A 13,010-nucleotide genomic window follows, 5' to 3' on the forward strand; every position below is an offset into this window, starting at 1 on the left:
TTAACGGGTCATATTGATGCCGGATGCTTTTTGCTCCAGCATGCGCTTGGCCAAATCCACAATCACCGCCGCCGCTTCAACCGGTGGCGTACCGCCCTGGTGAATGTTCGAGATGCAGGTACGGTCAGCCTCAACGGTGGTTGCCACACGCGGCGAATAGACGGCGTAGCAAGAAAGACTTTCCGACTGGCCAAGGCCCGGACGTTCACCAACCAGCAGGATCACCGCTTTTGCACCCAGCAGTTCGCCGATCTGATCTTCAATTTTCACGCGCCCATAGCGAACAAAGAACGGCGTCCCGACCTTCAATCCGGCCTGTTTTAAACCCGACAACAGCGGCGGCAGGATCTCTTCGTAGTTGGCGGTGATGGCGTCAGTAGACAGGCCATCAGAAATAATCACCTGCACATCCGGATTCATTACACACTGTGATTTCAGTGCTTCAATGGCTTCCGCACTCAGACGACGTCCCATGTCCGGGCGCGTCAGATACAGGTTTTTGTCGCTGATTTCCGAGCGCACTTCCAGTAGTCCCTGGGCTTTTACCCACTCTTCCGGCACTTCTTTCAATACCGTATCTTTCGAACGCGAGTGGTCAGCAAGGAAGCGCAGCAGCGCCTGGGTACGCGGACGTGGACCGGCACGACCGGTACATACACGCGCAGCGGTGCTACGGCGCAGTTCGGTCAATACCTCTGCACGATGCGGATTCTCAACGCCAATCCACGCTTTCGCTTCAGCTGAACCTAAGTCCATCGCACAGCTTTCACCGGTCGGCGCGGCGCACTGCGTAGTGCTACATTTCACTTCCGCTGATGGCGCTTGAACCTGCGGCTCTCCCATTGACGCCATTACGCTGCGTACAATTTCTTCAATCTGTTTTTGATCCATCGTGTGTCATCCCCGCGTCATCAGAAGAACAGTGACGGATCGCCCGCCCGTTTGGTCAGGCGACCGTTTGCCATAATGCCCATGGTTTCCAGCCAGCGTTCAAACTCCGGCGACGGGCGCAGGTTCAGCAACTGGCGCACGGTCGCGGTGTCGTGGAAGGCGGTGGTCTGGTAGTTGAGCATGATGTCGTCACCGAGCGGCATGCCCATGATGTAGTTGCAGCCAGCGGTGGCGAGCAGAATCATCAGGTTTTCATTGAGGTTCTGGTCAGCATCAGCATGGTTGGTGTAACAGCAGTCGCAGCCCATTGAGATGCCGCTCAGTTTGCCCATGAAGTGATCTTCTAAGCCCGCGCGAATAATCTGACGGTCGTTGTAGAGATATTCCGGCCCGATAAAGCCCACCACGGTGTTCACCAGGAACGGATCGTAGTGACGCGCCAGCCCGTAGTTACGCGCTTCCATCGTCACCTGATCGGCACCAAAGTTAGCGCCAGCGGAGAGCGCAGACCCTTGCCCGGTTTCAAAGTACAGGCAGTTTTCCCCGGCGATACGGTTGAATTCAGCACCCACTGCACGCGCTTCATCCAGCATGGCCAGCTCAACGCCAAACTCTTTTAAGCCTTTTTCGCTACCGCAGATACTCTGGAAAATCAGCCCGCCCGGCGCACCGCGACGAATCGCTTCAATCTGGGTGGTGACGTGCGCCAGTACGCAGCCCTGGGTCGGAATATTGAACTTGTCGATAACGCCATACACGGTATCGAGCACACGGCTTAAGTTTTCCACGTCATCCGTGACCGGGTTGACACCGATCACCGCATCGCCCGCACCGAAAGACAGTCCTTCATAGATTTGCGCCGCAATACTCTGTACATCGTCACGGGTATCGTTCGGCTGCAAACGGCAGCTAAAGGTGCCCGGTAGACCGATGGTGGTGTTAGCCTTTTTGATCACCGGCATTTTCTTACCGCCGTAGATCAGGTCCGCGTTAGAGCAGATTTTTGCTACCGCAGCGACCACTTCCGACGTTAACCCTTTACGCGTAAACGCAATATCATCAACAGAGGTTTCATCGCTTAGCACGTACTCGCGCAGCTCGCTGATACTCCAGTTTTTGATGCGGTTATAGGCCGTTTCGTTGACGTCATCCTGAATCAGACGCGTCACGCAGTCCTCTTCATAGGAAATCACCGGGTTATTACGGATATCCGCTACCGTCATTTCCGACAATACCTGCTTAGCCGCCACGCGCTCTTGCGAACTGGTTGCAGCGACACCTGCCAGCACATCCCCCGAACGCAGTTCGTTGGCTTTTGCCAGCACCTCTTTAACATCCTTAAACTGATAAACATTGCCGAACAATGTGGTCTTTAGTTTCATAAGTCGTTCCCTCAGGAAGGAAATGCGAGTGATTTCACCGTCACCGGCACAACCGATCCGCCAAAAAGAGGCGTACCAATGTCGATATAGTCCCCCGCCCGGACAACCACCTCATCGATGACCGCCAGCGGGTGTTGCTGTAACTGTGGGCGTAACAGCATGCCCAGGGCCTTACCAAAATCCTGCTCGGCTACCACCAGCAGGGGATGCGGATTCGGATAGCGCGCGACAAAGGCCAGCAGCGCATCAATCACCGTTAACAGCGCGGCGTAGCGCACCGGCAGAGAACCGGGCAGCGCCAGCACGTAGGCGTCCGTTTGCGGGTCCAGATCGAGCTGCATTAGTGCCTGTTGCCAGGCGGCCACCAGATCAGCCTCATCAACCGGAATCGCCACCGGCAGATTGCGCAGCGGAAGCGCCACACCTTCCAGCCAGATAGTGCTGCCCGAAAGCGACAGCGTATGCGCACCGGCGCCAATCACTGTGGCGCGCACGGTTTGCGCCGGGAACTGCACGTTCATCTCACGCAGGCGCGGATGTTCATGCAGCGCCGTCGCTAACAGCGGCCCAATGTCGGAAAAACAGAACGGATCGGCAGGTTGGTTGCGGTAGCACTCGCCCACCCCGCCGGACAACGTAATCACTTCCGGCTTCACGCCCGCCGGTAACAGAGCGGTTTGCATCAGCGCCTGTGCCAGCGGTGAAAGCGTGCCGTCAATCACCTCCACAATCAGCGCCGCCATCCGTCGGGCCACCTGAACAAGCTGCGCCGCATTGAGGGTTCGGGCATCAGTGCCTGGACCAAATACGTCATCCACAATCATTTGTCCCGGCTGATGCGCATGCACCACGCGCCCCTGACCGTCCGTTTCCAGTAACCGTCCGCCGACATTCAGACAGGCCGATCCGCTGACTTTTCCGGCATCGAACAGAACGTAGTTCGACGTACCGCCGCCGATGTCGATATTCAGTACGCGGCACAACTTCTGCTCGGAAAGGGTTTGCGCCCCCGCACCGTGACCGGCAATCACTGATTCCAGATGCGGACCGGCGCTGGCAACCACGAAATCCCCCAGCGACTGGGAGAGCGCCATCACCGCCGGGCGCGCGTTGCGCGTTTTGGCACTTTCCCCGGTAATGATGATCGCGCCGGAATCGACGGTCTCTGGCGCAATCCCCGCCGCCTGATACTGGGCGAGGATCAGTGCTTTCAGTTCGGCCTCTTTCAACCCGCCCTGCTTATCAACGGGGGTAAAGAACACCGGGCTTTGCCAGCTAATTTCGCGTTTGATGAATTCGTAGCGCGGCACCTGCGACACTGCCGCACGGTTAACCAGCTCAAGGCGCGAGAAGATCACCTGAGTGGTGGTGGTGCCGATATCGATACCGACGCTGAGTAGCTGGCGAGTATTCACGATTGCGCCTCCGGATTGGTTTCTGCTGGTGCCGGAACATCTTCGTCTTTCGGTACTAACAGCATAGCCACGCCAATCGCCGTCACGCCGCCGATCAGCTTGCCGACAATCATCGGGAAGATCATGGCGTTCATGTTGGCAGCGGCGAAACCTAAGTGGTCACCCAGAGCGAAGGCCGCGGAAACCGCAAAGGCGCAGTTGATCACTTTGCCGCGGGTATCCATGTTTTTCATCATGCCGAACATTGGGATGTTGTTGGCAAGCGTTGCCACCATACCCGCAGCCGCAATGTTATTGACTTTTAACAGGTTGCCGACGCTCATCAGCGGTTTTTCAAACCAGCGGGTCAGCAGCAGCACCATCGGGTAGGCCCCCAGCAGCACACAGGAGATAGAACCGATAACTTCGATGGCGCGCATCACTTCACCCGGCTTGTCGCCTGGCGCCATGAAAATAGGATCAAGACCTGGGATCAGCTCCCAGCCGAGCAGGAACTTGATGACTGCCGCAGCCAGACCGAGGGTGATCAGCGCTACCAGGAACTTGGCGAAGATCTGGAAACCGTTGATCATTTTTTCCGGGATGAATTTCAGTCCCAGCGCCACCAGCACGGCTACGATCAGCACCGGGATCATGTTCATCAGGATCAACGCAAAGGTGAACTCCACCGGCTGACCGTTGATTTCCACGCCGGAGTACATCGCGACCAGACCACCCGCAATACAGCCAATCGGAATGGTGACAATACCGGCCAGCACGCCCAGCGCCAGATAACGACGGTCAGACGGTTCAATAATTCCCAGCGCAACCGGAATGGAGAACACCAGCGTCGGCCCCATCATCGCGCCGAGAATCAGGCCAGAGTACAACCACGCCGCCACATCGCCGCCCGCCAGCTCTTTCGCCAGGAAGAAGCCGCCCATATCGCACGCCAGCAGCGTTCCGGCAAACATCGACGGGTTCGCGCCCAGCATTTCGTACAGCGGAATAATTACCGGCCCGAGCACATGCGCCAGTACCGGCGCCAGCGCGGTCATACCGACCATCGCCAGACCCAGCGCGCCCATTGCCATAAAGCCTTCTTCAAACTGACCGCCCGATCCCTCAATGCTCTTACCGAACTTACCGAGGAAGCGCGCCGAACCGCCGAACTGCGACAGGATCCTGTCCACGGCGGCAATCAGCATAAAGAACATCATGATGTACATGATGATTTCGTTAATTCCCATAGCCCCTACTCCCTGTCATTTGTGATTTGTAGGCCGGATAAGACGTTTACGTCGCCTCCGGCATTAACGCCGTGTTATTACCGGATGGCGGTGCGAGCACCTTATCCGGCCTACAGGCATTACCCGGCAGCCGCGTACAGGTCGATAATCTGTTCCTGCGTGGCGGTGCGTGGGTTACTGCGAATACAAATATCCTCCAGCGCGGCGTGTGCCCATGCGCTGTAATGCTCGGGTTTTGCTCCAACGTCTGAGAGCCGTTTGGTCTGGCCCACTTCGCTAATCAACTCGCTGACCGCGTTGATAGCATCACGATCGTCCGATTTCTTGTTGGTTAACGCGCGTCCGATATGGCTGAAGCGCTCACGACACACCATGCGGTTGAACCCCATTACCGTAGGAAGCAGCATGGCGTTAGCCTGTCCGTGTGGGATATGCAACGTCGCTCCCGGCTGGTGTGCCATCGCATGGCACAGGCCCAGCCCTGCGCTGGAAAACGCCATCCCGGCCATACAGGAAGCCAGCAGCATGCTTTCGCGCGCCGCCAGATCCTGACCGTAGCCGACGGCCTTCGGCAGCGATTTACCTATCATCGCAATCGCGCCAATCGCCAGACTGTCGGTAAACGGCGTCGCGTTCAGCGCGCTATACGCTTCAACGGCGTGCGTCAGTGCATCAATCCCGGTCATTGCCGTTACATGTGCAGGTACGCCTTCCGTCAATGCAGCGTCCAGGATCGCCACATCCGGCATCAGGGTTGCGTGGGCCAGCACTTTTTTGAGTCCAGTCGCGGCGTCGATTATTACCGTGACGTTGGTGGTTTCTGAGCCCGTTCCGGCGGTAGTCGGTACGGCAATCAGCGGCAGACGTGGGCGTAACGCGCTGCGCTCGTCCATGTCTGCCAGCGTCTGAGTGGGGTTGGTCACCAGCAACGCCACTGCCTTGGCGGCATCCAGTACGGAGCCACCACCAAAGGCCACAACACCATCGCACTTCGATTCACGCAATTGCGCGACCGCCGCGCAGACGTCCGTAATACACGGTTCGCCTACCGGACATGGCCATAGCGTCATCGCCACGCCTTTCATCGCCAGACTGCGTTCCAGCGCGGCGGTCATCCCCGCCTGATGCAGGAAGCTGTCCACCATGACGAACATATGCGTCAATCCGCGCGTTTGTGCTTCCTGTCCGCAGGTACTGAGCGCTCCCAGCCCACAAAGGGTGACCGGTGGAACGCTAAACGTTTTTACGCGTTGCAGATTCAGGGTATCGAATGCCTGAAAGAGCGCGGTCTGCAATTCAGCTTGCATAGATTCCTTCCGCTTTTTCTTTTCCGCTGTTGGCAATCGCCAGCGGGGTCATAAACAGGCTGTGCTGGGGTAAATGCACCTGCAGTTCCGGGAAACGCTTACGGAACAGCTCATCAACGCCCGGCTGCATGCAGGAACCACCGGCCAGCCATAAATCGGTAACGCCCTGACCCGCAATATGATGAGCCACGATTTCCGCCATTTTTTCGTAAACAGGCTTCACCACCGGCCAGATTTCTTTGCCATTGCTACGCTTGTACTGCTCGGCTTCTTCTAACTGGATACGACGGTTCCCGGCCAGCGTCAGAGAGATATGATGCCCACCGGTTGCTTCATCAGCGGAGTAGGTCACCTTGCCTTGTTTAACGATCGCAATCCCGGTAGTGCCACCACCAATATCCACCACGCCGGCGTTATCGAGCTGCAACAGATCCGCCACCGCTGTCGGTTCGTCGAGCACATGGCTCACTTCAAGCCCGGCAGACTCCAGCACGTTAATAGAGATACGAGGGTCAGTTCCCGGTGGAAATGAGGTTGCCGCATGGGTAAAGCGGCACCCCAACTGTTGTTCGAGCGTATCGAGATGGCGACGAACGATGGTCACCGCACCAAAGAAATCCCAGACGATGCCATCGCGCACGACATCGGCCCAGTCCAGGCAAACCGCGACCGGCTGTCCGTCACTGTCCACAACCATCGACACCACATCACACGTTCCCAAATCAATGCCCAACCACAGCGGTGAATCGCTCTTTGTGGGCGTCTGGTTACATAGCGTTGCCGCTTTTAGCAGTCTGGGTGTCAACCAACGTTGTTCGTCGTGCGCCATCTCATTTACTCCTTATACAATTCTGAAGGCGTCTACCAACACACAGCGACGCAGACGCACAAACGTACGCGCACTGGTCACCCCTTCCCCGGTTGGTGTGGTAATGGTCATCGTGGTCCAGCCTTCGCCGCCGAGTCCAAGACCGGCAATGCACGGTCCGTTCTTAACGAAGATGCTGGTATCAATGGCGTTTGCCATACGGTTCATGTTGTCGATATTGCGCGAGTGCATCGCCGCCGTATGGTGGCAACCACCTTCAAGCTTGACCGCCAGTTCAATGGCTTCATCGACGTTAGCGACCCGCACGACTGGTAGAACCGGCATCATCAGTTCGGTGACGGCAAACGGATGCGTCGCGGAGGTTTCGACGAATAACAGACGGGTTTGATCCGGTACGTTCAGACCAATCGCCGCAGCGATTTTGCCTGCGTCACGACCTACCCAGTCACGACTGACCGTGCCTTTACCGCGCTCATCGATATTTTTCAGCAGCACCGGCTGCAGCTGTTCGGCCTGGGCCGTGGTGAGTTTCACCGCATGCTGGCTTTCCATCAGACGCATCAGTTCATCAGCGACGCTATCGACCACGATCAGCACTTTTTCGTCAGCGCAGATGATGTTGTTGTCAAACGATGCGCCTTTGACTACCGACTGCGCCGCGCGTGCCAGGTCAGCCGTTTCATCAACCACCACCGGCGGATTACCTGCGCCAGCGGCAATCAAACGTTTGTTGGTGTGCTTACGCGCGGCATCTACTACGGCTTCACCACCGGTCACCACCAGCAGGCCGATACCAGGGTACTTGAACAGACGTTGGGCAGTCTCGATATCTGGGTTGGCAACCGTCACCAACAGGTTTGCCGGACCGCCTGCGGCAACTACCGCCTGGTTAAGCAGAGTGATAGCGCGCTGAGAGACTTTTTTCGCCGCCGGATGCGGTGCGAAAACCACGCTGTTACCAGCGGCAATCAGGCTGATGGCGTTGTTAATAACGGTCGCGGCCGGGTTGGTGGATGGGGTTACCGAGGCCACCACGCCCCACGGCGCGTTTTCAATCAGCGTCAGACCGTTATCGCCGGTCAGAACCTGTGGAGACAGGCATTCCACACCCGGCGTGCCGCGCGCCTGCGCCACGTTTTTGGCAAATTTATCTTCGACGCGTCCCATGCCGGTTTCAGTGACGGCAAGTTCCGCTAATTCTCTGGCGTGCTTTTCGCCCGCCTCACGTAGCGCCGTGATAGCCAGTTGGCGCATAGCGACGCTTTTCAGCCCCTGCTGGGCCAGTTTTGCTGCCGCCACTGCGTCATCCAGGGAGGCAAAAACGCCCATTTCTTGAACGGCACTGACGGGTTGGCTGCTGTCTTTCATTTTCAGCAGTACCGCTTTCACGACCTGTTCAATATCCTGTTGATTCATGATTTTCTGCCTTATTTATGGAAGATCACCTGACCACCTGCCACCACTTCATCGACAATGCCAATCACGCACAGATCGACAGGCGATGATTCATTCCGGTGCGCCTGACGGGCGGAGCTTCCGCTGACCAGCAGCACCCACTCTCCGGTTCCCGCCCCGATGCTGTCGATAGCAACAGCACATTGCCCGTCGGGATTTCCCTGGGCGTCAATCATTTCCACCATCAGCAACTTGTCGTGCGCGAGCCCCTGATGGCGTACGGTACAAACAATTTGTCCTGTAACGATTGCCAGTTTCATACGCGCCTCCGTGGCATATTTCAGGTAAAACCTCCCCCTACCCTCCGCAGAAGGTAATGTGAAAAGGAGAGAGGGTGACGCCAGCAATGAAGTCTGTGGCGTCACATGGACGACTTACATGTCGTTGCTGTCGCCTTTAAAGCTGATCGGGAACACTTCTTCCAGATCGCCGTGCGGACGCGGGATCACGTGCACTGAAACCAGCTCGCCAATACGCTGTGCTGCCGCAGCACCTGCGTCCGTTGCAGCTTTACATGCCGCTACGTCGCCACGGACCATGGCAGTGACCAGACCGCCACCGATCTGCTTCACGCCAACCAGTTTCACGCGTGCCGCTTTAACCATTGCGTCAGAAGCCTCAATCAGTGCAACCAGGCCCCGGGTTTCAATCATTCCTAATGCTTCCATTGTGTTTTCCTCTCATTAAGGGGTCCTGAACGGGACCTTATACAACCAGTGTGTGCGAGGCGTTTTCACGACTCATGTCAGTCTGGCGCGGCACTGCTGCCACCAACGCCAGTTCGATAATTTCCTGTACGCTACAGCCACGAGAGAGATCATGAAGCGGTGCGGCAAGCCCCTGAATCAATGGCCCTACTGCGCGATACCCTCCCAGACGCTGAGCGATTTTGTAGCCAATATTGCCTGCCTCCAGCGATGGGAAGACCATCACATTGGCATTGCCCTTTAACGGACTAGCGGGCGCTTTTTGCGCAGCGACATCCGGAACAAAGGCGGCATCAAATTGCAGTTCACCGTCCACTGTAAGCTGCGGGGCACGCTCACGAACGATCTCGGTCGCCTGCTGCACGTTAGCGACGTTAGGATGGCGAGCACTGCCATTACTTGAAAACGACAGCATGGCCACGCGCGGCTCTTCACCTGTGATCGCCTTCCAGGTTTCAGCGCTGGCGATGGCGATATCCGCCAGCTGTGCAGCGGTGGGCTGCGGCACAACGCTACAGTCTGCAAATCCTAATGACGGCCCGAGATACTGCGGCAGCATCAGGAAAATTGACGACAGCGTTTTGCAACCAGGCTGTAATCCGATAATGCGCAACCCTGCACGCAGCACGTTTGCCGTTGATGACAGGTTGCCCGCAATACACACATCGGCTTTACCGGCACTGACCATCGCGGCGGCAAACATCAGCGGATCGTTGAGCTTCTCCCGCGCATCCGGCGGCGTTTTTTCACCCGCCGTTGCCCGCCAGCGCAGGGCAAACTCTTCACGCATCTGTACATTGCTTTGTGGATCAATAACCTGAATACCGTCCATGGCTACGCGATGGCTGAGCGCAAACTGGCGTAGCGCAAACGGGCTGGCGACGAGAATGGGGCGCGCCAGACCGTGCTGATGCAGGTAATTCGCCGCCTTCAGCACCCGGACATCCAGCGCATCCGGGAACACTACTCGTGCAGGTGAGCGTTGGGCGAGTTGACGAGCACGTTCAATGATCATTGCTTCTCCCCCAGTCTCTGTTGAATTTGACTAACCGTCAGCGGATGCTTTGCAACACTCAGAATCATCATCACGTAGACCGTACTGGAAAGGCGGTTGAGCGCCTGCATAATGTCCGGTCGTATAACCTCAAAACTGCGAGTGATGAATACCTGGGCCGCCACCGTCTCCGTTTCACGGACTTTGGTACGCAGCAGATTAAGCAGCGCGCAATCACGTCCATGGCTGGCTTCAGGCACCAGATGGTCGTGGTCCAGATAGCGCAGCGGTTGATGCGAAAGACGGTGTAAATCTTCGTCACTTAAACCCACGACAGCTTGTGCTGCCAGTGGCTCATCCATGGCGTCTGCGCGCATAATATTGCCCAGGCGCGAGCGGATATCCGCCAGCCACGGCTGCCACGGTTCTGCCATCTCAATCTGCAACCACACGGCCAGGGCGATGGTGCTGTCCAGCGCGGCGCGAAATCCCAGCCGAGGGTCACTTTTGGCGACCATCTTGTCCGCCGTCAGATGCGTCAGGGTGTCCGGTTTCTTCGCCACCGGTTGATGGCACAGTTCGCAGCTGGCCTGTGGATGCGTATCACTGCTGGTTAACCCATGCACCGGCTGCGGCTGCTGTTCTTCGTCATCAATAAACAGGCTGCCCTGCTCGTCAATAAACTTAATGCGCAGATGTCGGCTTTCCAGTAATTCCCGGGCAGACGGCGTCAGGCGAGCGTCAGCGGGGAGATGAATTTCAGCCCCTTCGCTGAGCGTATGATTCGCTCTGAGCCATGCTTCGGTAATGAAATCCTTCATACATCCGCCTTAGCAGGACTGCCAGTTCGCAGGCCAGGCCACATACAGAAACTTCACCGTCGATGGCGTACCAAATTCGATGCTGGAGCCTTTCGGGATAAACATCACGTCCCCGGCTTTTGCAATCATGGTTTCGCCTTCGTGGCGAACATGCAGCTCTCCTTCCAGAATCATGTCGATTTCGTCGTAGTTCAGCGTCCATGGGAAAAAGGCGTTATCCCACTGCATAAACCCGGCGGCCATGCTGCTACCGTCCTGGTCGGTCACCAGATCGGTTAAGCCCACGCAGTGCGGCTGCGCGCCGTCAAAACGACCAAACTTCACGCTGCTGCCGTCGATGACTTTCACACCGCCTTTGCCGGTCACCGAGTTAAAGCTCGGCTGCATTCCGCCCTGCTCCAGCGACTGCTTTTCCTTCATGACTTTGTCCATCAACTGCGCGACCAGGCTTTCGGTAAACTGCCCTTCCGGTAACTGCGCAATGATGGTTTCGCGAATGCGCTGGCTTTCCGTTTTGCCATCAGTCACCGCTGCCGGAGCAGCAGCGACGGCTCCTGGCGCGGATTCATCGCATTCACTGATGGTAACGCCCAGCAGCTCCGCAACTTCGCGCGCCTCCGGGGTGATGATGCTGGCGCGCAGAACAACCGACATTTCCTGTTCGCCGCGTGCGTGGGCCGCACGAATATCGTTAGCTGTGATGAGTTTTTTCACCTGCCCTTTCCTCCTTTTGGCTGAGCTCAGTCAGATAATCCACCAGGTGCTGCACACTGCGCGGGTCATGGCTATTGAGCTCAAAAATCGGCTCCTGAAACCCCATCCCGCGAAGTAGTTGTCGCGTTGCGGCGACGTCGGCATCCGGCATGTCCGTTTTACTGATAACGGCGATTTGTCGTTTACTGGCACCGATATCCAACAGCCCGGCAGGTAAGCGACTTTCTTTATCATTTGCCGCGTGTATATAAATCAACGTATCGACATCCTGCAGCGTGGTAATTAAGGCGTGGTACCAGCGCGGATGGCTAAAATATTCCCCTGGCGTATCGATATCGCCATTTTCATTAAACTCCACGGCCTGTGTTTTTCTGGCGAGGGAATAATTCCCCTGTAGCGCATTAAAGAGCGTTGTTTTCCCCGCCCCCACCGTACCGACAAACGCAATACGTTTCATCGCCGCCTCTGATTAACTTTTTGTCAGGTTGCACAAAGTGAAATTTAATAATCGACCCAGACCGCTTACCGTCTGTAATAACGCTTCTTCTACTGCGCCTACCGAGCCGTAGATCACCAGTGCGCCGCTGAATCTATCGAGAAAACCGATATGTACATCCGCCGCCTTCATGGCTAAGTCACCGGCAATCATCGCGGTTTCGCCTGGCGTCAGCGTCATGATGCCGATAGCGCCCGCTTCGGGAACACCGATCTTTTTCGCTAATTCCTCGCCGGGGTGCGCAATGAGATGCGCCAGCGTGACCTGTTTCCCCGGCACAAATTCCTGAATAATGCGTTCTTTTTCCATTGCTCACCGCCTCCGCTAAAACTGCCCTTATCGTGGCAATTTTTTGTCAGAGTAAATAACAAAATTCGGCAACCAGGTTTAAAAGGTGAAGTAGATCACTAAGAGAAGGGGGAATAAAAAGTGAAGCGCATGGATTTTATGTAGAAATCAAAGAAGTTCATTTGCTTTAAATGGAATCATTAGCTTTTAAATAACTTTAATCAAAACATCTATCATAGATTGTGTAAAAGGTTGCTTCCGCCGCGAGTAGCGACAAACTGATGATAGTTTTTTATCTCCAGACCTAAACGTTTTCTGAATCTCACCCAAACAACCTTTCGGTTCTACCTGTGCTGACTTTACTGGCGTATGGTGACTTTCGGATGATATATCATGGAGATAAACTCATGTCACAGCAGGGACTGCGCTTTACGCTCGACGTGGACGGGTTAGTGGCGATGAGCACCGCCGTCGTCAGCTTC

General features: G+C 56.3%; 14 protein-coding genes. All 14 read right to left on the reverse strand.

All coding sequences use genetic code 11. The annotated features are described in order from the left end of the window. The 14 genes from eutC to eutS all read right to left on the reverse strand — a co-directional run bounded on the left by eutC (nucleotide 1) and on the right by eutS (nucleotide 12,549). On the reverse strand, nucleotides 1-891 hold the full coding sequence (gene eutC, locus OGX66_RS00255) for an ethanolamine ammonia-lyase subunit EutC (protein WP_003038033.1): 891 nt from the start codon (nucleotides 889-891) through the stop codon (nucleotides 1-3). A gap of 20 nt (nucleotides 892-911) precedes the next feature. Next, complete coding sequence (gene eutB, locus OGX66_RS00260) at nucleotides 912-2,273, reverse strand: ethanolamine ammonia-lyase subunit alpha (protein ID WP_003038029.1); 1,362 nt, start codon at nucleotides 2,271-2,273, stop codon at nucleotides 912-914. An 11-nt stretch (nucleotides 2,274-2,284) separates the two neighbouring features. Continuing rightward, on the reverse strand, nucleotides 2,285-3,688 hold the full coding sequence (eutA, locus tag OGX66_RS00265) for an ethanolamine ammonia-lyase reactivating factor EutA (protein ID WP_088903197.1): 1,404 nt from the start codon (nucleotides 3,686-3,688) through the stop codon (nucleotides 2,285-2,287). After that, nucleotides 3,685-4,917: an ethanolamine utilization protein EutH gene (gene eutH, locus OGX66_RS00270; RefSeq protein WP_003038023.1), complete on the reverse strand. Its 1,233-nt coding sequence runs from the start codon at nucleotides 4,915-4,917 to the stop codon at nucleotides 3,685-3,687. Before eutH ends, eutA begins: the two co-directional genes overlap by 4 nt. A gap of 119 nt (nucleotides 4,918-5,036) precedes the next feature. Continuing rightward, the gene (eutG, locus tag OGX66_RS00275; protein WP_003038020.1) at nucleotides 5,037-6,224 is read right to left on the reverse strand and encodes an ethanolamine utilization ethanol dehydrogenase EutG; all 1,188 of its coding nucleotides are present in this window, start codon (nucleotides 6,222-6,224) and stop codon (nucleotides 5,037-5,039) included. Further along, complete coding sequence (gene eutJ / locus OGX66_RS00280) at nucleotides 6,214-7,053, reverse strand: ethanolamine utilization protein EutJ (protein WP_003838530.1); 840 nt, start codon at nucleotides 7,051-7,053, stop codon at nucleotides 6,214-6,216. Before eutJ ends, eutG begins: the two co-directional genes overlap by 11 nt. Before the next feature lie 12 nt (nucleotides 7,054-7,065). Further along, nucleotides 7,066-8,469 carry an aldehyde dehydrogenase family protein gene (locus OGX66_RS00285; protein WP_044714144.1) on the reverse strand — a complete coding sequence of 468 codons (1,404 nt, stop codon included), beginning with the start codon at nucleotides 8,467-8,469 and terminating at the stop codon, nucleotides 7,066-7,068. 11 nt (nucleotides 8,470-8,480) lie between these two features. After that, entirely contained in the window at nucleotides 8,481-8,768 is a 288-nt protein-coding gene (gene eutN, locus OGX66_RS00290; RefSeq protein ID WP_003038011.1) for an ethanolamine utilization microcompartment protein EutN, read from the reverse strand. A 114-nt stretch (nucleotides 8,769-8,882) separates the two neighbouring features. Further along, nucleotides 8,883-9,176: an ethanolamine utilization microcompartment protein EutM gene (gene eutM, locus OGX66_RS00295; protein WP_003835054.1), complete on the reverse strand. Its 294-nt coding sequence runs from the start codon at nucleotides 9,174-9,176 to the stop codon at nucleotides 8,883-8,885. Between the two features lie 37 nt (nucleotides 9,177-9,213). Then, the gene (gene pta, locus OGX66_RS00300) at nucleotides 9,214-10,230 is read right to left on the reverse strand and encodes a phosphate acetyltransferase (RefSeq protein ID WP_003847257.1); all 1,017 of its coding nucleotides are present in this window, start codon (nucleotides 10,228-10,230) and stop codon (nucleotides 9,214-9,216) included. Next, entirely contained in the window at nucleotides 10,227-11,030 is an 804-nt protein-coding gene (gene eutT, locus OGX66_RS00305) for an ethanolamine utilization cob(I)yrinic acid a,c-diamide adenosyltransferase EutT (RefSeq protein ID WP_003838524.1), read from the reverse strand. The genes pta and eutT overlap by 4 nt, the downstream gene beginning before the upstream one ends. 9 nt (nucleotides 11,031-11,039) lie before the next feature. Next, the gene (gene eutQ, locus OGX66_RS00310) at nucleotides 11,040-11,744 is read right to left on the reverse strand and encodes an ethanolamine utilization acetate kinase EutQ (protein WP_003847253.1); all 705 of its coding nucleotides are present in this window, start codon (nucleotides 11,742-11,744) and stop codon (nucleotides 11,040-11,042) included. After that, nucleotides 11,722-12,201: an ethanolamine utilization acetate kinase EutP gene (gene eutP, locus OGX66_RS00315; protein ID WP_003037998.1), complete on the reverse strand. Its 480-nt coding sequence runs from the start codon at nucleotides 12,199-12,201 to the stop codon at nucleotides 11,722-11,724. The genes eutQ and eutP overlap by 23 nt, the downstream gene beginning before the upstream one ends. Before the next feature lie 12 nt (nucleotides 12,202-12,213). Then, nucleotides 12,214-12,549, reverse strand: a complete 336-nt coding sequence (gene eutS, locus OGX66_RS00320) for an ethanolamine utilization microcompartment protein EutS (protein WP_003037995.1) — start codon at nucleotides 12,547-12,549, stop codon at nucleotides 12,214-12,216. Nucleotides 12,550-13,010 lie beyond the last annotated feature (461 nt).

This window comes from Citrobacter sp. Cf072, assembly GCF_030334485.1.
Taxonomy (GTDB): Bacteria; Pseudomonadota; Gammaproteobacteria; order Enterobacterales; family Enterobacteriaceae; genus Citrobacter; species Citrobacter freundii.